The 24597-nt window shown below is 67.9% G+C and carries 28 protein-coding genes; 10 read left to right on the top strand and 18 right to left on the bottom strand.

The features are described 5' to 3' along the window. Positions 1-16 precede the first annotated feature (16 nt). On the bottom strand, positions 17-409 hold the full coding sequence (locus Rhe02_RS14875) for a VOC family protein (RefSeq protein WP_203908795.1): 393 nt from the start codon (positions 407-409) through the stop codon (positions 17-19). Continuing rightward, positions 406-1155: an arsenate reductase/protein-tyrosine-phosphatase family protein gene (locus tag Rhe02_RS14870; protein WP_203908794.1), complete on the bottom strand. Its 750-nt coding sequence runs from the start codon at positions 1153-1155 to the stop codon at positions 406-408. Before Rhe02_RS14870 ends, Rhe02_RS14875 begins: the two co-directional genes overlap by 4 nt. Positions 1156-1244: 89 nt before the next feature. On the opposite strand from Rhe02_RS14870, the gene Rhe02_RS14865 reads away from it, so the two are divergent. From Rhe02_RS14865 to Rhe02_RS14850, 4 genes are all read left to right on the top strand, one after another. Then, on the top strand, positions 1245-1700 hold the full coding sequence (locus Rhe02_RS14865; RefSeq protein ID WP_203908793.1) for a MarR family winged helix-turn-helix transcriptional regulator: 456 nt from the start codon (positions 1245-1247) through the stop codon (positions 1698-1700). 99 nt (positions 1701-1799) lie between these two features. Beyond that, positions 1800-2900 (top strand): NAD(P)/FAD-dependent oxidoreductase, encoded by a 1101-nt coding sequence (locus tag Rhe02_RS14860; RefSeq protein ID WP_203908792.1) that lies wholly within the window; start codon positions 1800-1802, stop codon positions 2898-2900. An 11-nt stretch (positions 2901-2911) separates the two neighbouring features. Further along, positions 2912-3814: an LLM class flavin-dependent oxidoreductase gene (locus tag Rhe02_RS14855; protein ID WP_203908791.1), complete on the top strand. Its 903-nt coding sequence runs from the start codon at positions 2912-2914 to the stop codon at positions 3812-3814. Positions 3815-3927: 113 nt separating this feature from the next. Next, positions 3928-4428, top strand: a complete 501-nt coding sequence (locus tag Rhe02_RS14850) for a hypothetical protein (protein WP_203908790.1) — start codon at positions 3928-3930, stop codon at positions 4426-4428. Between the two features lie 33 nt (positions 4429-4461). Here the strand turns inward: Rhe02_RS14850 and Rhe02_RS14845 are convergent, their stop codons facing one another. Genes Rhe02_RS14845 through Rhe02_RS14810 form a run of 8 tightly spaced genes read right to left on the bottom strand, consistent with a single transcriptional unit; the run spans position 4462 to position 11240 of the window. Continuing rightward, positions 4462-5235, bottom strand: a complete 774-nt coding sequence (locus Rhe02_RS14845; protein WP_203908789.1) for an ABC transporter ATP-binding protein — start codon at positions 5233-5235, stop codon at positions 4462-4464. 28 nt (positions 5236-5263) lie between these two features. Continuing rightward, positions 5264-6043, bottom strand: a complete 780-nt coding sequence (locus Rhe02_RS14840; protein ID WP_203908788.1) for an ABC transporter permease — start codon at positions 6041-6043, stop codon at positions 5264-5266. After that, entirely contained in the window at positions 6040-6843 is an 804-nt protein-coding gene (locus Rhe02_RS14835; protein WP_203908787.1) for an ABC transporter permease, read from the bottom strand. The genes Rhe02_RS14840 and Rhe02_RS14835 overlap by 4 nt, the downstream gene beginning before the upstream one ends. Continuing rightward, positions 6840-7793 (bottom strand): ABC transporter substrate-binding protein, encoded by a 954-nt coding sequence (locus Rhe02_RS14830; protein WP_239123831.1) that lies wholly within the window; start codon positions 7791-7793, stop codon positions 6840-6842. Before Rhe02_RS14830 ends, Rhe02_RS14835 begins: the two co-directional genes overlap by 4 nt. Before the next feature lie 21 nt (positions 7794-7814). Next, on the bottom strand, positions 7815-8762 hold the full coding sequence (locus Rhe02_RS14825) for a VOC family protein (protein ID WP_203908786.1): 948 nt from the start codon (positions 8760-8762) through the stop codon (positions 7815-7817). Further along, positions 8759-9826, bottom strand: coding sequence for a 4-oxalomesaconate tautomerase (locus tag Rhe02_RS14820; RefSeq protein WP_239123830.1), 1068 nt, complete (start codon positions 9824-9826; stop codon positions 8759-8761). The genes Rhe02_RS14825 and Rhe02_RS14820 overlap by 4 nt, the downstream gene beginning before the upstream one ends. Continuing rightward, positions 9823-10515 carry a 4-carboxy-4-hydroxy-2-oxoadipate aldolase/oxaloacetate decarboxylase gene (locus Rhe02_RS14815; protein ID WP_203908785.1) on the bottom strand — a complete coding sequence of 231 codons (693 nt, stop codon included), beginning with the start codon at positions 10513-10515 and terminating at the stop codon, positions 9823-9825. Before Rhe02_RS14815 ends, Rhe02_RS14820 begins: the two co-directional genes overlap by 4 nt. Next, a complete protein-coding gene (locus tag Rhe02_RS14810; RefSeq protein WP_203908784.1) occupies positions 10512-11240 on the bottom strand; it encodes a PIG-L deacetylase family protein in 729 nt (242 codons plus the stop codon). Before Rhe02_RS14810 ends, Rhe02_RS14815 begins: the two co-directional genes overlap by 4 nt. A gap of 136 nt (positions 11241-11376) precedes the next feature. On the opposite strand from Rhe02_RS14810, the gene Rhe02_RS14805 reads away from it, so the two are divergent. The 6 genes from Rhe02_RS14805 to Rhe02_RS14780 all read left to right on the top strand — a co-directional run bounded on the left by Rhe02_RS14805 (position 11377) and on the right by Rhe02_RS14780 (position 17133). Continuing rightward, positions 11377-12096, top strand: coding sequence for a GntR family transcriptional regulator (locus Rhe02_RS14805; protein WP_239123829.1), 720 nt, complete (start codon positions 11377-11379; stop codon positions 12094-12096). Continuing rightward, on the top strand, positions 12093-12854 hold the full coding sequence (locus Rhe02_RS14800) for an NAD(P)-dependent oxidoreductase (protein WP_203908783.1): 762 nt from the start codon (positions 12093-12095) through the stop codon (positions 12852-12854). Before Rhe02_RS14805 ends, Rhe02_RS14800 begins: the two co-directional genes overlap by 4 nt. Positions 12855-12929: 75 nt before the next feature. After that, positions 12930-13805: an ABC transporter ATP-binding protein gene (locus Rhe02_RS14795; protein WP_239123835.1), complete on the top strand. Its 876-nt coding sequence runs from the start codon at positions 12930-12932 to the stop codon at positions 13803-13805. Continuing rightward, positions 13798-14577 carry an ABC transporter permease gene (locus Rhe02_RS14790; RefSeq protein WP_203908781.1) on the top strand — a complete coding sequence of 260 codons (780 nt, stop codon included), beginning with the start codon at positions 13798-13800 and terminating at the stop codon, positions 14575-14577. Before Rhe02_RS14795 ends, Rhe02_RS14790 begins: the two co-directional genes overlap by 8 nt. Then, positions 14574-15842, top strand: coding sequence for an aspartate aminotransferase family protein (locus Rhe02_RS14785; RefSeq protein ID WP_203908780.1), 1269 nt, complete (start codon positions 14574-14576; stop codon positions 15840-15842). The genes Rhe02_RS14790 and Rhe02_RS14785 overlap by 4 nt, the downstream gene beginning before the upstream one ends. 13 nt (positions 15843-15855) lie before the next feature. Continuing rightward, positions 15856-17133: an acyl-CoA dehydrogenase family protein gene (locus Rhe02_RS14780; protein ID WP_203908779.1), complete on the top strand. Its 1278-nt coding sequence runs from the start codon at positions 15856-15858 to the stop codon at positions 17131-17133. Here Rhe02_RS14780 and Rhe02_RS14775 read toward each other — a convergent pair. The 8 genes from Rhe02_RS14775 to Rhe02_RS14740 form a co-directional block, all read right to left on the bottom strand. Then, entirely contained in the window at positions 17122-17562 is a 441-nt protein-coding gene (locus Rhe02_RS14775) for a type II toxin-antitoxin system RatA family toxin (RefSeq protein WP_203908778.1), read from the bottom strand. The genes Rhe02_RS14780 and Rhe02_RS14775 overlap by 12 nt on opposite strands. A 5-nt stretch (positions 17563-17567) precedes the next feature. Further along, positions 17568-18104 carry a hypothetical protein gene (locus tag Rhe02_RS14770; protein WP_203908777.1) on the bottom strand — a complete coding sequence of 179 codons (537 nt, stop codon included), beginning with the start codon at positions 18102-18104 and terminating at the stop codon, positions 17568-17570. Beyond that, the gene (locus tag Rhe02_RS14765) at positions 18085-19119 is read right to left on the bottom strand and encodes a hypothetical protein (RefSeq protein ID WP_203908776.1); all 1035 of its coding nucleotides are present in this window, start codon (positions 19117-19119) and stop codon (positions 18085-18087) included. The genes Rhe02_RS14770 and Rhe02_RS14765 overlap by 20 nt, the downstream gene beginning before the upstream one ends. Further along, a complete protein-coding gene (locus tag Rhe02_RS14760) occupies positions 19116-19337 on the bottom strand; it encodes an acyl carrier protein (protein WP_203908775.1) in 222 nt (73 codons plus the stop codon). Before Rhe02_RS14760 ends, Rhe02_RS14765 begins: the two co-directional genes overlap by 4 nt. A gap of 64 nt (positions 19338-19401) precedes the next feature. Further along, positions 19402-21012 (bottom strand): AMP-binding protein, encoded by a 1611-nt coding sequence (locus Rhe02_RS14755; RefSeq protein ID WP_203908774.1) that lies wholly within the window; start codon positions 21010-21012, stop codon positions 19402-19404. A 7-nt stretch (positions 21013-21019) separates the two neighbouring features. After that, entirely contained in the window at positions 21020-22039 is a 1020-nt protein-coding gene (locus Rhe02_RS14750) for an SDR family oxidoreductase (RefSeq protein ID WP_203908773.1), read from the bottom strand. Between the two features lie 101 nt (positions 22040-22140). Beyond that, positions 22141-23484 carry a cytochrome P450 gene (locus Rhe02_RS14745; protein WP_203908772.1) on the bottom strand — a complete coding sequence of 448 codons (1344 nt, stop codon included), beginning with the start codon at positions 23482-23484 and terminating at the stop codon, positions 22141-22143. A 63-nt stretch (positions 23485-23547) separates the two neighbouring features. Further along, a complete protein-coding gene (locus Rhe02_RS14740; protein ID WP_203908771.1) occupies positions 23548-24591 on the bottom strand; it encodes a LacI family DNA-binding transcriptional regulator in 1044 nt (347 codons plus the stop codon). Between the last annotated feature and the right edge of the window lie 6 nt (positions 24592-24597).

The raw sequence follows: 24597 nt of genomic DNA, 5'->3' as shown, positions 1-24597 counted from the left end.
TCGGTCAGCGACGGCTTTATGACCCGGCGGGCTGGAACAGCTCGATGGGGTTGCCGGAGGGGTCGTCCAGAACGATCTGCTTCCCGCCGGGGCCGGAGATGATGTCGTTACGGAATTTCACCCCGGCCGCGGCCAGCCGGTCCACCTCTGCGGCGATGTCGTCGACGATGAAGTGGAGACGATTCCAGCCGCCCGGCTCGGGCACGCGACCGTCGGGCATCGCCCGGCCTGCGGAACTGCGTGGGCCGGCCAGCAGCAGGCGCAGGTTGCCGAGGGTGACATCGGCGAACGCCGGAAACGCGGTGGTGTTGACGGCGAAGCCGAATTGGGTGGTGTAGAAGTCGACGGCGGCCTGCACGTCGGTGACCATGTATCGAACGTTCACGGTGCCGCTGGAAACGATGCTCATGATTCCTCCCGAGTGGTGTGGTCTAAGGCGATGTCGTGCAGCAGGAACCCGATCCGGCTGGCCAGCTCGGATGCTGTGCGCTGAAAAGCCGGGTAGCGCCCGTCTTGAGCGGGGTCGGGGATGCTCCAGTGGATCGGCCGCGGGTGGCCGGGGAACTCCGGGCAGACCTCCCGGACCCGGTCGCACACGGTGATGATGTAGTCGAACCGATGGTTGACGAACCTGTCGAGATGCTTGGACTCGGCCGCGGTCAGGTCGATGCCGTGCTCGGCCATAGCCGCCACCGCATGGTGGTGCACCGGTTTCGGCCGGCTGCCCGCGCTGAACACCGTCACGGCATCGCCTGCTGACCGCCGCAGCAACGCCTCGGCCATCTGCGAGCGGGAGCTGTTGCCGGTACACAGAAATAGCACTGCAGCCTGGCGTGGCACCGGCATTGCGGGTGCGGTCAGCGACAGCGCGGGGTGCAGCTGGCCACCGGCAGCGGCCAGCAAGGTCGTGCACAGGGACAGATCGAGGCTGTAGTAGGTGTCGCGGCCGTCCGCGGCGCTGCGCCGGGCGGCGACGAGCTGCGCCTTACGCAGCCGCCCGAGATGGTAGGAGACGAGGTTCTGCGGCTGATTCACCAGTGCGGTCAGCTCGTGCACCTGCCGATCGCTGCGCGCCAGCTCGCCCAGCAACCGCCAGCGCACCGGGTGGCCGGCCAGGCCAAAGATTGCAGGTGGTACGGAGTCATGCCGGCCCATGCCGCCAGAATACATCAAACCAGTTTGATGCAACAAACGGCCGTAAGTTCGCTGCGCGAACTGACGGCAACCTCGGTTACCCTGGCCTGGTGGGTAAGCACGACGATGGCCAGATCGGGGTGGTGGCCGCTTTGGTACGTTCCACGTTCTTGGTGAATGCCGTGTACGCCGAGTCGGCACAGAAGCACGGCCTCACCTCGCAACAGGGACAGCTGCTGTGTGTGCTGATGGCGCAGCCCTATGGAATGGGCGAGCTGAGCACCATGCTGGGTCTGGCGAAATCGAGCCTTACCGGTCTGGTGGATCGCGTCGAGCGCAGCGGTCTGGTGCGACGCGAATCAGACCCCCAGGACCTGCGGACCGTGCGGATCGCGCTGACACCGCAGGGAAGCAGGCTCGCCGAGGGGTTCTACGAGGAGACCTGCCGGCGCATCGCGCAGTTGCCGAGCGAGCTCAGCGCCCGTGACCGCGACACGCTCGCCGATCTGCTGGGCCGGGTGGTGACAGACAACAAGGTTCCGGTGGTCTTCATCGATCACGACTAGGAGGGCCGCGCCACACCTTCGGCGGCGGGGTTGTAGTTCGTTCCGCGAACTAATATAGTTCGTTCAACGAACTTATCCCTGCTGTTTCGGAGGTGCGCAATGGGTCGCAGAGTCGTGATCGTCGGCGGGGGTTACGGGGGTTCAGCACTGGCCAAAGCGCTGGTTGCCGAGGCCGACGTCACCCTCATCGATCCACGGGAGGCGTTCATCAATACGGCCGGGTCGCTGCGGGCACTCACCCAGCCGGATTGGGCGCGCAACATGTTCTTTCCTTACCCTGACTGGCTTCCGCAGGGCACGGTCATTCGCGACCGCGCGGTCTCGGTGGATCCCGGCGGCGTGACGCTGGCGTCGGGCCGACGGGTGGAGGCCGACTATCTGGTCCTGGCCACCGGCTCCAGTTACACCTACCCGGCCAAACCCAACGCGGACAACACCGATGCGGTTCTGGACGATCTGCGCCTTACCCACAAGGAGCTGGCCGATGCCAACCGGGTGCTGATCCTCGGTGCGGGGCCGGTCGGGCTGGAGCTGGCCGGTGAGGTCAAAGAGGTCTGGCCCGAAAAACACGTGACCGTCATCGATCCCGCCGGGGAACTCCTGCCCGGTTTCCGGGCCGAGCTACGCGAGGACTTGCACCGCCAGCTCGACGATCTGGGCATCCGCGTGCGGCTGGACACGGGCTTGAAGTCGCCGCCGTCAACTCCGCCCGGGCGGGCCGGGACATTCACCGTCACCACCGCCGGCGGGGAGGACATCACTGCCGATATCTGGTTTCGCGCCTACGGCGGTCAGATCAACGGGGACTATCTCGACGATGGGCGGCTCACTTCCCTTACCCAGAAAGGAGTCTGCGTCAATGAGAACCTCAACGTGGTGGGCTACCACCATGTCTACGCGCTCGGCGACATCACCGATCTGGGCGAGGCCAAGATGGCCGGCTACGCCATGCAGCATGCCGAAGTCATCGCCAAAAACATTGTCGCCCAGCTCAACGGCGAGGAACCCAGCGCCACCTACCGACCCGCTCCGGACCCCATGATTCTGCTCCCCCTTGGGCCTTCGGGTGGTGTCGGTCAGCTGCCGACACCCGACGGCCCCATCGTCGTCCCGGCCGCGACAGTGTCGGAATACAAGGGCGCCGACCTGTTCACCGCCCACTTCGCCCGCATCTTCAGCGCAGACGCTGAACCGCAATGAGAGGCAGCGCATTGTCTGAATCGCCAGTGGTCTTCGGCTTCGGCGCGCACAGCACCATCACCGACGGGCCCCAGCTGTTGCGCCTGACCCAACAGGCCGACCGGGATGGGCTCGACCTCTTCTCCCTGTCGGATCACCCCTACCTCGGCGCGCGGCTGGACGCCTATGCGGCGCTTGGGTTCGTGCTCGGCCGCACCGAGCGTCTCGCCGGCTTCGCCAACGTCACCAATCTGCCGACCCGGCCGGCCCCGATGCTGGCGCGAGCGGTGACGTCCCTGTCGGCGCTGTCCGGCGGCCGCGTCGTGCTCGGCATGGGCGCGGGCGGGTTGTGGGACAGGATTTCCGACATGGGGGTGGCCCGGCTGTCACCGGCCGATGCTGTGGCCGCCTTCGAAGAGGCGATCGTGGTGGTCAAGATGCTCGCCGGGGGCGGCCCGCCGGTCAGCTACCAGGGCCGCCACTATCAGCTGAACCAGATCGAGCCCGCTGAGGTGGCCGCGCCAAAGGTGTGGACGGGATCGGTCGGCCCCAAATCCCTTGCCGCCACCGGCCGCGTCGCGGACGGCTGGATCCCCGGCCACGCGGCGGACTGGCTGAGCGCGCGGTACCGCGAGTCGCGCCCCATCATCGACGAAGCCGCGGCCGAGGTGGGCCGCGACCCGAGCGAGATCGGCACGTTCTACAACCTCCCCGGACGGATCACCAGCGAGCCGTTGCCCGCAATGCGGGACGGTCAAGGCCGCTGGATCGGTGGCTCTCCCGCGCAATGGGTCGAGGAACTCACCGGAGCCGTTCTGCAGCACCACGCGTCGGGCTTCATGCTCTTCTCGTCCAGGGGCGGCACCCCAGACCCCGAGTCGCTCAGCCGCTGGGCCAACGAGATCGTGCCCGCTGTCCGAGAGGCGATCGGCTGACTGGATTAGCGATGCGGTCTTGGCACCGCTTTTAGTCATCGCGTCTCATCTATTGCGAGCCTCCGCTGACGGCATAGCTTCGCGTTGTCGTTCCACAGCTTGGAGGTGTAATCGTGAAGATTTCCAGGATAGTCGCCGCAACCGCGGTAGCTCTCGCACTGGTGCTCGGCGCGGCCGGACCGTCCTATGCGGCCGGCAGCGAGACACTGGTCATGCAGATCAAGACGAAAAGCGGCAAGATGCTGGCGAACGAGACCGCGGCGATGCCCGCGGACTACGCCGGCCCGCAAACCATTACCTGTTACGTCGACGATGTGACGCCGCCGTTCCGGATCTTCTACAACGTCGCGTACAGGTCGATCATCGGGTGCGACGCGCCCGTGGTGGCCGCTCACTACGGCGAGGGTCTGGTCCGCCGCAACGGGCCGGAGGAGTACAAGACCATGGGCGACTTGGCCGGGCCGCTTACCACGTGGACACCCTTCAACCCCGTGGTGGGGCCCTGCATCGAGGACTGGTGGATCGCCGCGTTCGTCATCAGAGTCGACTTCACGCCGCACGAGTCGTTGAGCAAGTTCTTCTTCCCGCCCGAGGCCTACATCACCTGTCTGTGAAGGAAACGGGCCGGCGCGACAGCCGGCCCGCTTTCATTCGTGGGACCGCTTGGCTTTCTGGACCTGGGCGTAGACGTGACCGCGCAGCTCGATGAAACGCGGATCGGCCCGGGTGGTTAGCTGGTCGCGGGCGGCAGGCAGGTCGATCGCGAGGTCCTCCACCACCACGGTCGGCGAGGACGAGAGGATGATGACGCGCTCGGCGAGGTAGACCGACTCGTCGATGTCGTGGGTGACGAAAAGCAGGGTCACGCCGAACCGTTGCCACACCGACCTGACCAGGTCCTCCAGATCGGCTCGCGTCTGGGCGTCGACGGCCGCGAACGGCTCGTCGAGCAACAGCACGCGGGGCTGGAACGCCAAGGCTCGCGCGATCGCCACTCGTTGTTGCATGCCGCCGGAAAGCTGCCACGGATAGGCGCCCGCCGCGTCGGCTAGCCCGACCGCGGCCAGCGACTCGCCGACTATGGCGGCCCGCTGCGCCTTGCCGAGGCCCTTGCTTTTCAGCGGCAGCGCCACATTCTCGGCCACCCGCAGCCACGGGAACAGGCTGCGGCCATATTCCTGAAAGACTATGGCCAGCCCGTCCGGTGGACCGGCGACCGGCGCCCCCGCCACCGTCACCTCGCCCGAGGTAGGTGGGAGCAGCCCACCCAGACAGCGCAGCAAAGTCGTTTTGCCGCAACCCGACGGGCCGACCACACAGACGAATTCGCCGGCGCGCACCGAAAAAGTGATGTTGTGCAACGCCTCCACCTGACGACCGTGTCCCTCGTAAACCTTGCGCAGAGCCCGGATCTCGAGCACCAATCCTCCAAGCGATTCAACAGTGGGGTCAGCGGGAGACGCGAGCGGCCGCGCGCTGACCGTGGTACCAGACAAGGACACGGTTCTCGGCGACCCGGAAAAGCAGCGACAGCACCACCCCGATCAGGCCGAGCAGCAGCACCCCGCTCCACATCTGCGGAAACTGGTACCCGGTCTGGAATTCACGGATGGTGAAGCCGAGACCCTCGCTCGCCGCCTTCATCTCACTGATCACCATGAGGATGATGCCGATGGAGAGCGCCTGCCGGGCGCCGGTGACGATCTGGGGGCTCGCCGAGCGCAGCACGAACATGCGCAGGCGCAGCATTTCGCCGATGCGATAGCTGCGGCAGGTTTCGGCGAGCACCGGGTCCGCGCCGCGTACGCCCTCGACCGTGTTGAGCACGATCGGCCAGACGCAGCCGGAGATGATGACCAGCACCTTCATCACGTTGTCGATCCCGGCGACGAGAATGAAGATCGGCACGAGGGCCGGTGGCGGGATGGCGCGCAGGAACTCCAGTACCGGCTCGGCGAAAAGACGCACCACGCGGCTGGAGCCAATCACCACACCCGCACCGATCCCGATCAGCAGCGCGCCGGCGAAGCCGACAGCGAGGCGGATCAGGCTCGGCGCCACGTCGTGGGTCAGCCGGTGCCGGGACCACGTCTCCGGGAAGACCTCCAGGATCTTCGCCAGCGGGGGCATCAGGAAGTCGGTGCTGCCCGCGCTGGCGAACCACCAGATCGCCAATAGCGTTATAGGCAGGGCGAAGAAGACGGCGGCCCGGCGCAGCGCGGAGGTCATGCCGGACTCTCCCCGCGCACCGAGGGGTGCCAGACCAGCGCCCAGCGCTCAGCCCGCCGGGTGACCACATTGGCGAGGACCCCGATGAGACCGGTGACCGCGATCAATGCGTACATCGACGGCACGTCGCCGCTGGAGTAGGCGACATCTATCTTCTTTCCCAATCCCGGGGTACCGATGACCAGCTCGCCGGTGATGGTGAGGATCAGGGCCACGGCTGCGGCGAGCCGGATCCCAGTCATCACATAGGGAAGCGTGGTCGGCCACACCACATAGCGGATTCGGTGTCTGGCTTTCAGCCGATACGAGTGCGCCGTTTCGCGCGCTACGGGATCGACATCGGCGACGCCGTAGAGCACCTGTACGAGCACCTGCCAGAACGAGGCGTAGACGGCAATCACCAGAGTGGACTCCATCCCCGTACCCAGCAAAACGATGAGCCCTGGAATCAAGGCCACTGACGGAATGGGGCGCAGGAACTCGATGGTCGACGCGGTGAGGTCGCGCACCAGGGGTGTCGAGCCGATCGCGACGCCGACTGCTATGCCCGCGCCGACCGCGATCGCGAGACTGGTGACCCAGGTCAAGAGGGTGTCGCCGAGCGCTTCCCGGAAGGCGGGCTGCCCGAACTCGTCCAGCAACGCCAGGGCGATCCGGCTCGCGGGTGGGAAGTAATCGGCGGGCAGCACTCCGGCGCGCGGGAGAACCTCGAGCAGCAGGGCGAAGGTGGCGAGCCCGCCCAACCCGAGCAGGGCCGCCGGGCATCCGGCCCCGCTCGGGAGGTGACGTGACCGGGTCACGAGACCACTGCCGCCACGTCAGGCTTCTTGCTGGTCAGACCGTTGGCCACGATCAGGTCGGCGAGCTTGTCCAGCGACGCCCGGTTGATGTCGGCCGGCCACTTCGGCAGGGTCATGCCCTGGCGGACGTTTTCGGCGATCTGGGTGTAGCTGCCGAGGATGGCGCGGACCTCGTCGGGGTGGGATTCCGCGTAGGCCAACGACTTCTTCATCGCGGTGGTGAAACGCGCCACGAGATCGGGATTGCTTTGCGCGAGGGCCTGCGAGGTCACGTAGAGCGCCACGCACATCGCCGGGTCCAGCGCGGCGAAGGAGCCGATCACCTTCCAGCCCTTGGCCTTCGCCGCCGACAGGAACGGCTCGACCACGAAGATCGCGTCAACCTTGTTGGTGTCAAGCGCGCCCACCATGTCCGGGAACGCCAGCTCGACCAGGCTTACCGCCGCGGGATCGCCGCCGTCGCGCTTGACCAGCTCCTTGATCGAAGTGTCGACGATGTTCTTCAAGGTGTTGGTGGCGACCTTTTTACCCACCAGCGCTTTCGGGCTGGTGATGGCCGGATCCTTCACCACCAGCCCGCTGAAGTCCGCGGTGGCGTTGCCGGTGGTGCCGTTGCCACTGGCGATCGCCTTGATGGGCACGCCGTTGGTGTGCGCCACCAGGACCGAGATGGAGTTGCTGAAGCCGAATTGGTAGGTGCCCGCGGCCACGGCCGGTACCACCGCGGCCCCGCCCTGAGCGGTCTGCAGAGTCAGGTCGATGTTCTGCTCGGTGAAGAAACCTTTTTGCTTGCCAAGGTAAATCGGTGCGACGTCGACGATCGCCACCACACCCGCCGTCACCTTGTCCGGTGTGCCCGGCGTGCTGGGCGGGGTTTCCTTTGCGCCACAGGCGGCTGCGGACAACAGCATTGCGGCGCCGGCGAGGACGGCCGTGAACCTTCTGATCATGAGGGACTCCATCGGGGTAGGTCAACCAGCGGTGATCGGCGGCGTGCCGTGGGTGTGGAAGGTATCGATGGTTTTCAGACCCCAGGCCTGACCCTTGGCGCGTTCGGCCTGGGTCCAGGTGACGACCTGGTGGTCGGGGGCGAGCAGCAGGCGCGCCCCGGCGTTGCACAGCTCGATGCGGTTGCCGCCGGGTTCCCACACGTAGAGGAAGAAGGTCTGCTGGATCGCGTGTTTGTGCGGTCCGGTCTCGATGTGAATTCCGGCTTCTAGGAAGACATCCGCGGCTCGCAGAATGTCTTCGCGGGTGTCGGTGGCGAAGGCGATGTGGTGCAGCCGTCCCCGCGTCTTGGTCCAGTCCTGGGTGTAGACGAGGTCGTAGGACTTGTCGGTCACGGTGCACCAGATGGCGGCGAGGGAGCCGTCATCCAACATGATTTGTTCGCTCTTGCGGGCGCCGAGGATCTCGGCCATGAAATGGTCGTGCGAGGGGATTTCCGAGGCGAGAAAGTTGACGTGGTCCAGCCGCCGCACGTTGGATCCCCGCCCCGGAAAGCGGGAAGCCTGGTTCTTCAGCGACGGCTTCATCTTCGGCGTGGGCTGGTATCGCCTTGTTTCCCAATAGATCCCGAAGGGATGGCCGTCGGGGTCGGTGAAGTGGAAAACCGGGCCGTAGTTGGGTTCCTCCTCGCTCCAGCCCGCCCCGAGACCCGCCTGCTCGATGAGCCGAACCCGTCGCTGCAGCGCTTCAGGACTGCTTGCGCGCAGCCAGGTGCGGCCGATGCCCGAGGTGTGGTGCCCGGTCACTTTGACGGTGAAGCGCTCGTAGTCGTCCCAGGAGTGCAGGTACACGCTGTCGCCGCTGCGGGCGACCACCTCCATCGCCATGAGGTCGGCGAAGAATTGGACGCTTTCGCCTGGTACCGGGGAGAAAAGCTCCACCGCGGAAAGGTGGGCGATGTCTCGTGTCATTGGGCTTCCTCTCGCGCGAAGACGACGCCGTCCAGCAGCAGCCGTGCGGTACTGACCACGGCCGCCCCGCCCGGCGAGACCACCGTGTCGAACCAGCCCGTCGGGTGTTCCAGCCGGATGACATCGGGTGGTACGGCAGCCGCCGTCACCGGTTGGCAGATCCGCGCCGCGACACTGCCCGGCAGGGCGGCCGCGGTGGCGACGGTGACGGCGGCCAGCACCCCGATCGCCGTGTGCACGCGATGCGGGATGAACATTCGCGTGGCAAGACTGCCGCCGGCAGCAGGCGTTGCCACCAAGCACACCTTCGGCACCGTGGTCGCGGCCACGTCGCCCAGCCCCATCCGCCGGCCCGCCTCCAGCCGCAGCGCCTCGACCCGTTGCCGCAGCACGGTTTGCGACTCCAGCTCGGCCGGCGACTCGTGCCCTGACACGTCCAGGCGGGCGGCTTCGACGATGGCGACAGGCATGCCGTTGTCGATGAGGGTCACCGGCAGCCCGCACACCTCATCGGTGGCGTTGCCGGTCGGAAGCAGCGCAGCCGCAACGGATCCGGCCGTCTCCTGGAAGTCGATGACCTGCCGGGCCGCGGTGCCGGGAACACCCGCCAACGCTGTCCTGCCCGCGTAGTTGACCCGCCCCTGCGGGGTGGGAACGTGGGCGATCGCCAGCGCCCCGGTGTTGACCATCCGGATCCGTACCGGCGTCACCGGATCCTGCGCCGCCACCAGACCGCGTTCGATGGCGAACGGCCCGACTCCGGCCAGAATGTTCCCGCAGGGCTGTTCCGCGCTGACCACTGCGGCGTCGACCTGAACCTGAAGGAACAGATAGTCCACATCGGAGCTAGCCTCGCCCGATCGCCGGATCACGGCCACCTTGCTGGTCAGCGGATGGCCGCCGCCGATGCCGTCGATCTGCCGGGGGTCGGGCGACCCCATCACCGACAGCAGCAGCGCGTCGCGCTCGCCGGGGTCGGCGGGGAGATCGTCGGCGAGGAAGTAGGCGCCCTTCGACGTTCCTCCCCGCAGCACCATGACCGGAATGCCCCGCCGCGGGCTCATGACGGTGGCCGATCGAGGTAGACCACACCGAGCTGGGCCAGCAGCGGGCGCAGGCCGTACATGTCGACGCCCAGCTCCCCACTGGCCAGCCGCTCACGTTTGGCTGCTTCGGCCGATTCCCGTGCCCGGCCGGCCTGCAGCACGGCCGCCGCGCGGGTGCGGGGTACCACGACCACCCCATCGTCATCGGCGACGATCACGTCTCCCGGGCTGACCGGCTGCCCGCCGCAGATCACGGGAACGTTCACCGACCCCGGGCTGGCCTTGACCGTCCCCTGTGGACTGATCGCGCGCGCCCAGACCGGGAAGGCCATCGCCCGCAGCTCAGCGACATCGCGGACTCCGGCGTCCAGCACCACGCCCACCACGCCATGCGCGCGCAGCGAGGTGGCCAGCAGCTCGCCGAGCATGCCGTCGGTCGAGGGCGAGGTCGTGGTGACGACGAGAATGTCACCTGCCCGGCACGTCTGCACCGCGGCATGGATCATCAGGTTGTCCCCCGGTGGGCAGGAGACCGTAACCGCTGTCCCGGCGATCCGTGCCCCGGACTGGATCGGCCGGATCTGTGGTGCCAGCGCACCGCGCCTGTGGTCGGCCTCGTGCGCGGTCGAGACACCAAGACCGGCAAGGCCGTCCACAATGGAGCTTTCCACCCGGTCAAAGTCGCGAACCACCACGTGAGCAGTCATGTCAGCTCCTGCGTGACCTGGGGATAGATCCGCTGGTAGGCCTCGGCGAAGACCTCGGTGGGCAGGCCGAGGTTGGGTCCCGAGTTGCGTGCCGCCTGGGTGCCGCGGCGGTGACCCAGCTCGGTGTAATAGGTGACCAGGTGGGCCTGCGCGGCGAGAATCCGCATGGCTTCGAGCTTTCGGTCCCACACCGGCGTGATGTCGAGCAGGACGTTGGGCAGGAAGCCGCACTGTTCGGGCTGATGTGGCTCGAAGCAGAACACCGGCGGGGCGCCGATCACCTCGCCCGGTGCCTGCACCCCCGCGGCCTGCGCGAAGACTCGGGCTCGCAGGGCGATGGCGTGGGCCACCGCGTGGTCGTCGTTGTACGGATCCTGGGCGGCGTGGGTCAGTACCACCGAAGGCTGCAGCTCGCGATAAAGCGCGATCAGCTGTTGACGCAGCTCAGGCGTTTCCTGCAGCGGATAGTCGCCGGCATCGTAGAAGCGGATCTCCGCACCCAGCACAGCGGCGGCCTGCTCCGCCTCGGCACGGCGCTGCGCCTTGACCTGGTCGAGGTCGAAACCCTTGCGCCACAACGATGCCGACTCGCCGCGCTCGCCGTAGCTCAAGCACCCGATGACGACCCGTTCGCCGCGCGACACGGCAAGCGCGATCGCGCCCGAGCAGCGCCAGACGAAATCACCAGGATGCGCGGTGAGCACGAGCAACGTGCGATCAGACACGGTTACCTCCCGATCGGCTCTATCGGGAGCCGATTGTCAACAATTTCGCTAACGAGAACCAGTGAGACGGCAACTTACGCGCAACATGGCAGTCACACAAGTGTTGACAATCGCTCGACACCCATGATCTGCTGTGGTGACATTTGGCCTGCCAACAGCTCTGACCGCGAGAGAGAAGATGCCCGCCGAGAAACAGGAGATGTCTCCACAGTCGGCCCGAGAGTCCGCGACAGCACGTGATGTCCTGCGCGCGGCGATTCTCGATGGCGCCTATCTGCCCGGCGAAAGACTGGTGGAGGCCTCGCTGTGTGAGCGGCTTGGGGTCAGCCGGTTCATTGTCCGCACGGCGTTGCAGGATCTCGCCGCCGAAGGGCTCGTCGAGGTTCAGCGCAACAAAGGCGCCCACGTGCGAAAGATCTCGCTGGCCGAGGCGGTCGAGATCACCGAGGTGCGCATGGTCCTGGAGGGTCTGGTCGCGGCCAAGGCGGCCGCCCGGGTCACCGAGGACCAGGCGATCGAGCTCGACGAGATCGGGCTGCTGATGCGCAGAGCCGTGACCGCGGGCGAGTTCCGCCGCTACAGCGATCTCAACCAGCGTTTGCACGCGCTGATCCGCGCCATCGCTGGCCATCGCACCGCGGACACCCTCATCGAGACCATGCGGGGGCAGCTGGTGCGCCGGCAGTTCGCGCTGTCGCTGCTGCCGGGCCGGCCCGCCATCTCGTTGCCCCAGCACGAGCGCATCATCGAAGCGATCCGGGCACGCGATGCCGCGGAGGCCGAGCTGGCCATGCGCGAGCACATCGCCAGCGTCATCGAGGCTTTGCACAACCTGGACGAGATCGGGCTGGCGTGACCACCGTCGCCGTGCTGGGTCTCGGCGAGGCCGGCAGCCTCATCGCCGCCGGGCTCGCCCAGGCCGGTGCCGTGGTCAACGGCTACGACCCGCGGGTCACGGCGACCGGCGCGGTTCGTGACGCCGCCGACGCCGCACAGGCCTGCCGGGGCGCGGATCTCGTGCTCAGCGTCAACAGCGCGGCCGACGCCCTGGACGCCCTCGCCCAGGGCCTGCCCGGCTGCGCCCCGGGCACCATCTGGGCCGACCTCAACACCGCCGCGCCCGCGGTGAAACAGGCCGTCCAGGACGCCGCCGGTCACCTGCTCGTCGCCGACGTCGCGTTGATGGCGCCGGTGCCGCCGCGCGGGCTGCACACCCCGATGACGGTCAGCGGCCCTGCGGCGCAACGATTCGCGCTCACCATGCGGCAGCTGGGCGGCAATGTGGAGGTCATCGAGGGCCCGGTGGGCGCGGCCGCCACCCACAAACTGTTGCGCAGCGTCTTCTTCAAGGGTCTCGCAGCGGCCGTCGTCGAGGCGCTCGAAGCGGCACAGGCGGCGGGCCTGCATGACTGGCTCAGCGCCAACATCGCTGAGGAGCTGACCCGCGCCAATGCCGCCACCGTCGAGCGGCTGGTCACCGGCTCCCATGTCCACGCCGTGCGCCGATCGCACGAGATGGAGGCGGCGGCGCAACTGCTTGACTCCCTTGGGGTACCGGCCCGGGTCAGCCGCGCCAGCCGCGACTGGCTGGACGATCTCGCCCAGCGGCGTTAAACCCGGGCTCCAGCCGCGCTCGACTCGCGCTCCGGTTCACCTTCGTGTAGCCGGGATTAGCCTGCGCAGGTGTCGATGCTTCAGATAGCCGACCTCGAGGTCCACTATGGAACTCATCCAGCGCTGCTCGGGGTGTCCCTGGTAGTCGGCCGGGGCCAGGTGGTCGGGCTGCTGGGCCGCAACGGCGCCGGAAAGTCCACTTTGGTCAATGCCGTGGCCGGTCTCGTCAAACCGAGCCGGGGCAGCATTCTGGTCGGTGGCCTCGACGTGCGGGGCAACGCCAGGGCCACCAGCGCGATGATGGGGGTATCCCCGCAGGAGCTTGCCATCTATCCCCCACTGACGGTCACCGAGAACCTGGTGGGCTGGGCCGCTTTGGCCGGGGTCGGTGGGCGGCAGCGCCGCCTGGCCGTGCGAGAGGTGCTGGAGGCGATGGGGCTGGATCGGCTTGCCGATCGCCCGGCCCACTTGCTGTCCGGCGGCGAGCAGCGACGGTTGCACTGCGCGATGGCCATGGTCGGCCGCCCTCCCCTGCTGATGCTCGACGAGCCGACGGTGGGCGTGGATCCGCCGAGCCGCCGAGCTCTGCTGGATTACGTTGGCACGCTTGCCTCGGCCGGCACCGCTGTGCTCTATTCCACCCACTATCTGACCGAGATCGAGCAACTGGGCGCCTACACCGTGATCCTCCATCGTGGGCGGGTGGCCGCATGCGGTGACATCGATTCGCTCGTTCGAGATTTCAGTGGTACCACGGTGGAGATTGCCTTCAGCGATGGCTCACCGCCGAGCGTGCGGATACCGGTCGCCGATCCCGACGGCGAGCTGCCCGGCATCATCGCCGGTCTGCACGGGCAGGGGCGCGCCCTCGCCGGGATCACGGTTCATCGGTCCAGTTTGGAGGATGTCTTCTTCCGGGTGACCGCGGAGAAGGAGCTGGTTCGTGGCTGAGACATTCGGCACGCTCGGCTGCGTGGTCCGCCACGAGTGGCGGCTGCAGCGGCGCGATCTGGTGCGGGCCTTCATGCTCACCGTCATGCCGGTGGTGCTGGTGCTCGTGCTCACGCCGACCTACCGGCAGATCCTGCAGCTGACCGGCCTTTACGGCGGCAACGGCTCGGAGCAGGCTGTGCCCGGCTTTGCCATCATGTTCGCGATGTTCATGGGCGGCGAGTTCGGGTTGCCGTTCTTCCGCGACTTCGGCTGGCGCACCTGGCAGCGCACGCGCACCCTGCCGATTCCGGTGCCCATTCTGGTGGCGGGCAAGCTGCTGGTACCGCTACTGCTCGTCCTCACCCAGCTGGCCGCGATATTCGCGGTGGGCGTCGCCGTCTTCGGCATGCACGTGGCTGGATCGGTCGTGGCGCTGGCAGCGGTGCTCGCGGTCTTCGGGGCCAATGTGGTCGCCGTCAGCCTGCTGGTGACAGCGCTGTGTCCGACCGTCGCGCAGTTCAACGCCGTCAACAACATTCTGACCCTGGTCTTCGCCGGGCTGGGCGGAGCCCTTGTCCCGGTGGCGCTTCTGCCCACCTGGCTGCAGCCGCTGGCCCCGGCGGCACCGTCCTACTGGGCGGTGCTGGGTTGCCAGAAGGTCATCGTGGAGGGAAGCGGCCTGAGTCAGGTGTGGCCCAGCGTCGCCGTCCTTGGCGGCGTGGCGCTCGCCGCGGGGACAGCGGGTGCGCTGCTGCTGCGGCCGGATCGCGGCAAGGAGTCGTGGGGATGACAGCGGACATTGTCCTGGGTGTTGAGGCGGAACAGGTCTTCCGGCAGATGCGCAGGCATCTGCCACCCTCGCTGGCGATGGCCGCGAAGCTGGCCGGGCGCGGCGCGGTGGAGGTGGCCGCGGATGGCGTGTGGATAAGCCTTTCCGACGGCCGCCGCCTGCTCGACTTCGGTTCGTACGCGGTCGCGCTCATTGGTCACCGGCATCCGCTGGTGCTCCAGGCGGTGCGGGCGCAACTGGACGTGCAGCCGACCGCCACCCGATCGCTAGGGAACCCGACGCTGTCGTCGGCGGCGGCGCGCCTTTCCGGCTACTTTGACGATGCGCTGCCCCGGGTCTACTTCGGCCTCAACGGCACCGACGCCGTGGAGGCGGCGACCAAGCTGGCCCGGCTGGGCACCGGACGTCCGCGCATCATCGCGGTGGAGGGCGGCTACCACGGCAAGTCGCTGGGCGCGCTGGCGCTGACCCACAGCGAGCAGTTCCGCCACGGGTCGGCGCAGGCGCTGTCGGCCGTTTCGCACATCCGGCCGGACGATCCCGGCGCGGTGGCCAAGGAGGCCGCCGCAGGCGATGTGGCCGCGGTGGTTTTCGAACCGATCCAGGGCGAGCACGGAATCAGGCCGATCGACGCACAGGTGCTGGCGCAATGGTGCACCGACGCTCGCCGGCACGGCGCGATGGTGATTGCCGACGAGATCCAGACCGGGTTGCGCCGGTGCGGGCCGCGTTCGGTGGCCCTCGACGCCGGTCTGCCGATCGACGCTTTGCTTGTGGGCAAGGCGCTCGGCGGCGGCGTGGTACCGCTGTCGGCGATGCTGTGCACAGATGACTTCTATCGGCCGCTGGCAGAGAACCCCTTCCTGCACACGGCCACCTTCGCCGGTCATCCGCTGTGTGTGGCGGCGGTGGAGGCGACTCTGTCGGCTCTGGAGGAGCTGAGCGAGTCCGGCATCAGGATCGGGCGGCAGCTGGAACAAGGCCTGCGCGAGATTCAGGCCACCCGGCCCGGCCTGGTGACCGAGGTTCGCGGCCGGGGGTTGTTGTGGGGCATCGATTTCGTCTCCGCCCAGGTGGCGGGCGAGGTGATGGTGAACCTGCTGCAACGGGGATTGCTGATCTCGCCGTGCCTGAGCCGGCCCACGACCCTGCGCCTGCTGCCTTCGCTCATCACCACCCCCACCCAGGTCGTTCTGGCATTGGACCTGCTGGCCAGCGCGATAGCCGAGGCCGCCGCGGCGGTCGGTCAAGGATTGCCGGGTTAAGCCGATGGGCATCATGAAACCAGCACTGATCTCCGACGACACGCGGCCGCGTGTCGAGCCGGCCGGTCTGAGCGCCTGTTTCGAGGCCATCTGGCCCGACGTGAGCGGTCTGCTGCCACCCGAAGCCGTGGCCGCGGTCGCGGCGGGCGCGGCCACGGCCGACAGCGAGGGCCGCCCCTGCCGCGACAGCCTCGAGGTGTTGCGCGCGCTCGGCTGGCCGGGACTGCCCGTCCCGGTCAAGCTTCTGGGCGGCGGAGCGTCGCTGGCCCAGTGCTGCGCGGCGCAGCGGGCCCTGGGCGCGGCCGATCCCGCGCTGGCGATCGCGCTCAACATGCACCTGTTCTCGGTAGGCCTGATGGTCGAGCACTGGAAGCGCCGCGCGGACGTGTCGTGGCTGCTGCTGGAGGCGATCGCGAGCCAGGGCCGGATAGTGGCGTCAGCGTTCGCCGAGCCCCATCTGGGCGGCTCGGTGAGCCGGTCCACCCTGCGGGCACGCCGATCCCCTGGCGGTTTCCGGCTCTCCGGGCTGAAGCGGCCGTGTTCGCTGGCCGCGGAGGCGGATCTGGTGTGCTTTCAAATGCAGGTCGAGGGCGAGGATGAGGTTCTGGTGGCGCTGCTGCCGACCGATGCGCCCGGGCTGACCGTGCAACGCTCCTGGGACGCCATGGGAATGCGCGGATCCGGGTCGGAAACCGTGCGGTTCGACGATTGTCTGGTGCCCGACGAGCTTATCTACTACCGCGCGCCAGCCGGCCAGGACGACGACGAGATCCTCGCCGCCGGGGTCATCTGGTTCAGCCTCACCAGCACCGCCTGCTATCTCGGCGTGGCTCAGGCCGCCATGGACTCCGCGCGGGCAACCCTGGCCGGCAGCCGCATCAACCACCTTGCGGCGACCCGCGACCGGCTGCCCAGCTATCAGGGGGCGATCGGCGACCACACCGGGGCGCTGCTGACGCTGGAGTCGGCTTGCGCCAGCCTGGCCGCACTGATGGGCCAGGGCGGGTCGCCGCAGGCGCTGCTCCCGATGTGCCTGGCGGTCAAACAGCAGGCGATGGAGGTCGTCCCCAACGCGATCGCGGCCGCCATCGAGGCGTGTGGCGGGATGGCCTATTCCCGTTCCCTGCCACTGGAACGGTTGTGGCGCGACGCGCAGGCCATCCGCTTCCACCCGCCGACCCGCGCCAGCACCCGGCAATACCTGGGCCGTGTCGCGCTTGGCCTGCCGGCCCAGCTCGATCTCGACGAGGCCGCACCACAGCTGGAAAAGCTGGACGAGTCAGGCCGGTGAACCAGCCCGGGTATCGATGCGCGACAGTATCTTCTGCGCGTTCTCTTCCAGCGCCCGCGCGGCCACCGGGTTGAGCATGTCGGCGAGCAACGGGATGCCGATGTCGAACTCGACATGCATCTGAGTGGACACGCCCCGATCGGTCTGCCTGACGTGCCACCAGCCGGTGAAGTAAGCGAGGTCGCCTTCGATCTGGTGGAAGGTGATTTTACGATTCTCGGTGTCGATCCTTTCCTCCTCCTCCCACTCCAGGATCGACCCTTTGAGCAGGATCGACCACCGGCTTCGGCGCACGTCCTGCTCCTGGTGCAGGATCTCCACTTCGCGCACTTCGTCCATGTAGGACGGGAACGAGGCGATGTCGAGCACCTCCTGCCAGACCCGGTCGATGGGCTGGCTGCTCAGACTGACCGTAGAAACAGTTGGCATGCTGGCTACTCCTCTGCTGGCGGCTTCCCGGTGGCCGTCCAGGATTTTGGCAGTACCTGGGGCAGGCCGGCGGTTTCCATGACGTGAAACAGATCCCGGGCCACTCGCAGCGCCGGGAACATTCCCTGGGGGGTACGGATGGAAGCCGGCGAGGCCGAAAACCCAAGCAGGCGTTCGGTCTCGCCGACGAAGTCCACCAATCCCCGATAGGCGAGGTCGACTTCCGCGTCGTCACCGGCCCGGGTCAGGCCGCCCACTATCTGCGACAGCAACGCGTGCTCCGCCTCGCCACAGTCGCTGAACGGATCGTAGAACGGGTCCTGATCCTCCATCCACAGCTCGCCGCGGGTGGCCAGCGATCGCACGGCGAGGCAGCACACCACCGCGTCCCGGGCACAGTAAGCGGCGACCCGGGGCTGCCCCTGCAAGATCATGCCGTGGGTGTCCTCCACCGCCGCGTGAATCTCCATCAGCAGCTGATAGGTGCCCACCCCGTGAAACGCGGCCCAGCGGCGCGAGTCGTCAATCACCCGGCTTGTCATGTCCACCCCAATCAGCGATGCCCAGCCACGCCATGTCGGCCACCAGCAGAGCCCGTAGCCAGGACGGCAGCTCGGTCAGCCTTCCCGCCCAGATCGGGCCGCCGGCCGACATCGCCGCCTGCGGAAGCGGGCCCGCAAACTCCACGCCGCGCATCATCCAGCGGCTGACCAGTGTCCTGCCGTTGGCCCGGAACACGTTGACACCCGGCGCATATGAGGCCACCAGATGCACCTGCGGCGATTCCGGCCCGATCGCGGAGAGGCTCTCCAGCAGCTCTTCGCATCTGTCCACATAGGATGGAAGCGCGGCGCCGTCGCCCGGGACGGCCAGGAGGCGCTCGTAGACCGCCAAGCCCGCCTGATCGTCGAGCCGTGCCAGCTTCGCGGCCACCCACTTGGGCCCGAAATACGCCTCGCCCGCCGCGGTCACCCGGGCGTTGAGCAGCGCCAGGCCCGCGTCGCAATAGCGGTGTGCGGCCAGCCAGGGTTTGTCGGCCCCGAAGATGCGGGCCGCTGTCCAGGCGCGAAGCGCCCGAAGCAGCCACCAGCGCCGCAGGATGCGCCCGAGCGCCGGCCCCCGCATCCGCGAGACCCAGGCGTTCCACTCCGGCTCGGCCTCGATGACGAAACCGAGCGGCAGACGCGAAAACTGGACCAGGGTTTCATGTGTCTTCGCGCATCCCGCCGGCTCGTGGACGCAAGCCAGCGCCGACCCGTCGCCGATCTGCTCACCGACCTCGCGGGCCCAGGCGGTGTCCAGATACGTCACGTCGAAGGCCTGCTGACCGTCGTACGAGGACAGTGGGAAATTTGTGACGCCGGGGTTGTCCACCAGGACGAGGACATCGACGTCGCTGCCGGGGTTACCGAAGCCGTGGATGACCGATCCGGCCGCGACCACCAATCTGGGGACGCCGAAGACCTCCTCGACATGATCGGTGAGCCGTGTCATCGGTATGTCGCGATCGGCGAGGAAGCGCTCGAGATGGCTGTGCATCTCCACGGCGGTGATCATGCCGTGCTCCCGCTAGAGATCGTGGCGATGATGTCCGAGACCGTGTTTATCGTCCTCGCCTCGTCCACCTCGCATCGCCGGCCGGTTCGCTTCTCCAGCACCAGCATGATCTCGGCGGCGTCGATCGAGTCCAGGCCGAGGTCGTCGCGCACATACAGCGACGGCGTGATCTCTTCCGGCGCCAGGCCGGTATGGCGTGCCAGGATCTCGATGACCACATCAGAGATAGTGTCCTGCACCATTTTGCACCCTCCCGTTTTCGTGCGCGACCTTGGCGGGCGTTCACCCGAAATGCATGGCCAGCTCGAGCGCCGCATCGGGCAACGCGACCTGGGCGGCCAGCCGCCTGCGCTGGGGCTTGCCGCTGGGGGTGCGCGGGAACGACCCCCGCGCGATGACGATCACTGCCGCGGGACCGATGCCGATCCGCTTGGCCACTTCCAAACGCACGGCCCGGCACAGTCGCTTGAGCTCCTCCTCCGCGACGAGTTTGCCGGGCCGTTCCAGGACTATCGCGTAGTCGGACGGACCGTAAGCGACGGCAGCGGTGCAATGCCGTCGCACACCACCGACCCGCGCCGCGGCCTCCTCCACGTCGTGCGGGTAAAGGTTGCGGCCCGCGACCAGGAGCACCTCGTCGGCGCGCCCGGTGACATAGAGCTCGCCGTCTCGCAGCATCCCCAGATCCCTGGTCGGGAACCAGCGATCGGCTCCTCGGGGGTCAGCGCCGCCCAGGTACCCGTCAAACATGGAAGAGCCGCGAACCAAAACCTCGCCCACCGCGGCCGGCTCCCCACCGACCGCGACCTCGATGCCGGGCAGCGGTGCCCCCAGCCCCACCAGCTCCGTCGTGCCCTCGCCCGGCCCGCTTTCCTGCCAGCGGCCCATTTCGAGCGCAGAGGTGTCGACATGGCAGCTGTTCCAAGGCTTGCCCGGCGGCTTGGCGCTCACGGCCAGGCTCGCCTCGGCCATCCCGTAGGCAGGACAGAGGGCGTCGCTGTCGAACCGCAACGGCGCAAGCTCCTTGGCGAAGCGCCGCAACGTTTCCGCCCTCACCGGCTCGGCTCCGACAATGCATACGCGCAGCGCGGACAGGTCAAGCGAGGCGCAGCCGGCCAGGTCGCGCAAAGCCAGCTCCAGCCCGAAATTCGGGGCGGCGGTCACCGTCGCACCGAACTGCGCACAGGCCGAAAGCCAGGTGCTGGGGCGGCGCAGAAACCGCTCCGGCCGGATCAGGACCAGCCCGCCGGGCGAGACGTGCCGCTGCCCGGCCCACGCGGCGAGGAACATGCCCACCAGGCCCATGTCGTGCGACAGCGGCAGCCAGGAACACGACACCAAGGGATCGGGGCTGGCCACACCATCGAGGAGCGCGCGGACGTTTTCGCCGATGGCTTCCATACTCAGCCGCACGCCCTTCGGCGTCGACGTGCTGCCGGAGGTGAACTGAACAAACGAACCGGCCTCGTCGGCCGTCTTTGCTCCCCAGCCGGAAAGGGTTTGCGAGAACGTCACCACCGGCACGGGCAACTCCGGGATGGCCGAGGCGACTTCGTCGTCGACGACCAGCAGCTTCGCTTCCATCAACCGCAGCACAGCCCCGATCTGTTGCGCATATTCGGGCATCGGGACAGCACGCGCCGGCGTTGGCAGCGAGGCGATGCAGAGCCCGGCCCGCCATCCGCCGATCAGCGCGGTGACACAGTCGGCCGAGGTGGTCAGCATCATGGCGACAGCCGAGCCGCGACCGGCCCGGTGCGCCAGATAGCGGCCCGCATCCGCGCTGCGCCGCCACACCTGCGCCAGGGTCACCGGCTCGGCCGGCCCGGGGATGGTCCGCAGCGTGGCCCGCTCGGTGGCGGCGTCGGCCAGAAGATCGAGGATGCCCGGCATAGTCCACTCACGACCAAGCTTGCGGAATAGCGCTTGCCGCGGCTGGGTTTCGCTGTGCCCAGCAGGCCACCGTGCGCCGGATCACCGAGCTCACCTCTCCCACGACCTCGCTGGCCGGCAACGGCTCGGTCATCGCCAGGTAGGGGCGGAACTCGCTGAACACGTCGATGACCCGTTGCTGCGCCGGGGAAAGGTGCTGGCGCGCGAAAGGCAGGAAGAATCTGTCCCACCTGTCCGGGTGCAGCAGCGGCGGCCGGGCCAGCTCGGCGACTCCGCGCCCGGCGCGCCAGCTGTTGATGACGGAGAAAAGCAACTCGAATACGTGGTCGACGGTAGGCGCCCGCTCGGCCCGGCCGAGCACCATCGTCAGATCGGTGCGAGACTCGGTGACTATCCGGGTGACGGCTCGCGCCACGTCGTCGACCGAAACCATCTCCAGGTAGGCATGGGGAAGACCGACGATGGCCGGCATCATCCCCGACGCAATCGCCTTGAGCAGCTTGAAGAATCCGGTGAAGCGAGCGATCTCGCCGTCGCGCCGGCGACCCAGCACAATGGGAAAGCGAAGGATGACCGTGCCCGGGAAGTGGCCGCGCACAAAGCGCTCGGCCGCGGCCTTCGACCACTCATAGGAGTTGTGATAGTCGGCCAGCCGAGGCGACTCGACACTGCCGCGCAGCCCTATGACATGCGTGGTCGAAAGATGCACCAGCAAACCGGGCCTCGGGTCCAGCCGGTGCAGTGCTTCCACACTGCGCACATTCGCGGTCAGCGCCTCCTGCTCGGTCATGCTCCAGCGCGTGCTGGCGGCAGCGTTCACGACGACATCCCAATGCCGGCACAGACTCTCAGGTGGCTCGTCGACACCCATTCTCCAGGCCAGCACGCCATCTTCGGCCGAGCCGCGCGCGCTTACCGCGGTGACCGCCAGCTCGGGTCGCTCGCGCAGCCACCGGCAAACCTCCGACCCGACGATTCCGGTAGCGCCGGTGACGAGAACGCTGCGCTGCACCCGCGGCGATAGCATCCCCGAATCCTAATTGGGTGGTGCAGGTCTTGGAATCGAATGGACTACGGCTATACCTCGTCAAATAGCGACTTGCGACTGAGAATGTAGTGGCACTCCAGTCACCCGCGAGGTTTGTGGCGCGGTGTCATTGGCAGGTGACTCGGCTTGAGGGTCGAGCTGGAGTCGATGCGCACCGGTGGCCCGGAAACCCTTTCCAGGCGCCAGTTCTGAGCGATCGTGGCGAGGGCGACGGTCAGCTCGGTCATGGCGAAGACATCGCCGATGCATTGCCGCCGGCCCCCACCGAAGGGGACGAAGGAAGGGCGCTGGGTCAGCGTGGAACGATCGTCGGCCCAGCGGTCGGGGTCGAACCGGTCCGGGTTCGGGTAGATAGCCGGATCCCGTTGCAGCGCATAGGGCGAGAAGTAGATCGAGGCGCCGGTGGGCAGCTCGATGTCGCCCAGCCGCACCGGGGCGAGGGCTCGCCGGGTGAGGATCCACGCTTGCGGGTAGAGCCGCAACGCTTCCATGACGATGGCGTGCAGGTAGCGCAGGCTCGCTAAGTCCTCGGCGGTCACCGCGCGGTCGCCGAGCACCGCTTCCACCTCGGCGTGCAGGCGGGCCTCGACCTCGGGGCGCTCGGCGAGATGGTGCATCGCCCAGGCGAGAATGTTCGCGGTGGTTTCTGTGCCCGCGGTGAGCAGGGTCAGTACCTCATCGGAAATCTCTTGATTTGACAGCCCTTCGCCGGTCTCCTCGTCGTGGGCGAGCAGCAGCATGGACGCCACATCGCCGTGGTCGTCGCCGCCGGCGCGATACTCCGCGATGATCCGGTCGACGACCTTGCGCAGGCGGCGGATGGCCGAGTCGAATTCGCGGTTGGCCGGGGTGGGCAGCTTGCCCCGCAGCCCGATCGGATCGCGGATGCGACGGCCGACCCCGCGCAGCATCAACGGGATCGATCGCACCACCTCGTCGACGAGATCACCGGCAAGATGGGTGGAGAAGAGGGTCTTGCCGACCACCCGCAAAGTCAGCTCGGCGAACTCCCGGTCGGCCTCGATCCGCTCGCCGTCACGCCATCGCTGCGTCATCTCCGTGGTCAGCTCACGCATGGTTTCGACGTAGCCCGCGATGCGCGCTCGGTGGAAAGCCGGCTGCATCAGCCGCCGGTGCCGCCGGTGCAAATCGCCATCGATGGTGACCAACCCGCTGCCGATCACGATGCGCAGTTTGTCGCCCTGGGCACCACGGGTGAACGAGCCCGAGGCCAGCACCTGCCGCACCAGATCCGGATTGTTCACCCAATGCACCGGCTGCGGGCCGAGCCGGATCCGGACCACATCGCCATGGGAGCGCAGGGTTTCCACGAACCGCAGCGGCGACCTCATCAGATGAATCGCATGTCCCAGGACAGGAAAGGGCCGTGGCAGGCGTGCGGGCGCCGGAACACCAACCGTCATGCGTCGCACGATGGATCAAGATCGATACAACCGAAAGCGGCCGGGCGGTTACAAACGTGGTAACTAGGCGCGGCGCGGTGGGGCGGTGGAGGCCCGGATCACCAGCGACGGCCGGAATCTGATCTCCCGGTGGGCGTGGTCGGGCCGCGCCTCGTCCAGCAGCAGATCGGCGGCGGCCCGGCCCAGCTGATACTTCGGCTGGTTCACGGTGGTCAGCGCGGGCGCCAGCCCGGCCGCGAAGGCCAGGTTGTCGTAGCCGACGACAGAGATGTCCTGCGGCACCTTCACGCCCGCCACACCCAGCCCGTGCAGAACGCCGAGGGCCGCGGTGTCGTTGAGACACAACACGGCCGTGGGCAGCGGCCGCTCGGCGAGGATCTGCTGCACCCCGGCGGCCGCGGCCTCCACCAGCGGCGGCGGATGGATCGGCAACCGCAGGTCGATCAGGAGGTCATCGGGATCGAGCCCGGCCGCCCGCATCGCCTGACGCACCCCCTCGCGGCGGCGGATGACCGTCCCGGTCTCAAAAGTCCCACCCAGGTAGACGATCCGGCGATGGCCCAGGGAGAGGAGGTGTTCCGCGGCGAGCCTGCCGCCCAGCACGTCGTCCACCCCCACCGCGCACAGGTCGAGCCCGTCGCGCGGGCGATCGACCAGGACCACCGGCGTGCCGCGCCGGCTCATCTCCAGCAGGACAGCCGGATCCGGCCCGATCGGGGCGATGATGACGCCCCGCACCGCCTGCTCCTCCAACAGATCCAGGACCTGTCGCTCCTTGGCCGGCTGAAGATCGGTGCTGCAGGCCAGGACCAGGCAGCCCGCTTCGGCCAGCCGGTCCTCGATGCCCCGGTTGAGCTCGGCGAAGAACGGGTTGGCCAGATCGAGGATGACGCTGCCGACGATCGGGCTGGGCAGCCCGCGCAGCTGGCGGGCGGGACCGTGGCGCACGTAGCCCATGTGGCGGATGGCCTGCTCGACCCGGCGGCGGGTTTCCGGCGCGACGATCGCCGGCCGGCTGAGCACATTGGCCACCGTCGACACCGACACGCCCGCCGCCCGCGCCACTTCCCGCATGCTGCTGCGACGCACACCCGCGTCATTGGCCATCCGCGC

Origin of the sequence: Rhizocola hellebori, assembly GCF_016862955.1 — a bacterium.
GTDB classification, from domain to species: Bacteria; Actinomycetota; Actinomycetes; order Mycobacteriales; family Micromonosporaceae; genus Rhizocola; species Rhizocola hellebori.
This window is presented reverse-complemented; position numbering and strand designations above follow the sequence as displayed.

Excerpts from the sequence above, each read along its gene's own strand:
- Rhe02_RS14875 (WP_203908795.1), bottom strand. The coding sequence starts at position 409 with ATGAGCATCGTTTCCAGCGGCACCGTGAACGTTCGATACATGGTCACC.
- Rhe02_RS14870 (WP_203908794.1), bottom strand. The coding sequence starts at position 1,155 with ATGGGCCGGCATGACTCCGTACCACCTGCAATCTTTGGCCTGGCCGGC.
- Rhe02_RS14860 (WP_203908792.1), top strand. The coding sequence starts at position 1,800 with ATGGGTCGCAGAGTCGTGATCGTCGGCGGGGGTTACGGGGGTTCAGCA.
- Rhe02_RS14840 (WP_203908788.1), bottom strand. The coding sequence starts at position 6,043 with ATGACCTCCGCGCTGCGCCGGGCCGCCGTCTTCTTCGCCCTGCCTATA.
- Rhe02_RS14830 (WP_239123831.1), bottom strand. The coding sequence starts at position 7,793 with ATGATCAGAAGGTTCACGGCCGTCCTCGCCGGCGCCGCAATGCTGTTG.
- Rhe02_RS14825 (WP_203908786.1), bottom strand. The coding sequence starts at position 8,762 with ATGACACGAGACATCGCCCACCTTTCCGCGGTGGAGCTTTTCTCCCCG.
- Rhe02_RS14820 (WP_239123830.1), bottom strand. The coding sequence starts at position 9,826 with ATGAGCCCGCGGCGGGGCATTCCGGTCATGGTGCTGCGGGGAGGAACG.
- Rhe02_RS14815 (WP_203908785.1), bottom strand. The coding sequence starts at position 10,515 with ATGACTGCTCACGTGGTGGTTCGCGACTTTGACCGGGTGGAAAGCTCC.
- Rhe02_RS14795 (WP_239123835.1), top strand. The coding sequence starts at position 12,930 with ATGCTTCAGATAGCCGACCTCGAGGTCCACTATGGAACTCATCCAGCG.
- Rhe02_RS14785 (WP_203908780.1), top strand. The coding sequence starts at position 14,574 with ATGACAGCGGACATTGTCCTGGGTGTTGAGGCGGAACAGGTCTTCCGG.
- Rhe02_RS14780 (WP_203908779.1), top strand. The coding sequence starts at position 15,856 with ATGAAACCAGCACTGATCTCCGACGACACGCGGCCGCGTGTCGAGCCG.
- Rhe02_RS14775 (WP_203908778.1), bottom strand. The coding sequence starts at position 17,562 with ATGCCAACTGTTTCTACGGTCAGTCTGAGCAGCCAGCCCATCGACCGG.
- Rhe02_RS14770 (WP_203908777.1), bottom strand. The coding sequence starts at position 18,104 with ATGACAAGCCGGGTGATTGACGACTCGCGCCGCTGGGCCGCGTTTCAC.
- Rhe02_RS14765 (WP_203908776.1), bottom strand. The coding sequence starts at position 19,119 with ATGATCACCGCCGTGGAGATGCACAGCCATCTCGAGCGCTTCCTCGCC.
- Rhe02_RS14755 (WP_203908774.1), bottom strand. The coding sequence starts at position 21,012 with ATGCCGGGCATCCTCGATCTTCTGGCCGACGCCGCCACCGAGCGGGCC.
- Rhe02_RS14750 (WP_203908773.1), bottom strand. The coding sequence starts at position 22,039 with ATGCTATCGCCGCGGGTGCAGCGCAGCGTTCTCGTCACCGGCGCTACC.
- Rhe02_RS14745 (WP_203908772.1), bottom strand. The coding sequence starts at position 23,484 with ATGACGGTTGGTGTTCCGGCGCCCGCACGCCTGCCACGGCCCTTTCCT.
- Rhe02_RS14740 (WP_203908771.1), bottom strand. The coding sequence starts at position 24,591 with ATGGCCAATGACGCGGGTGTGCGTCGCAGCAGCATGCGGGAAGTGGCG.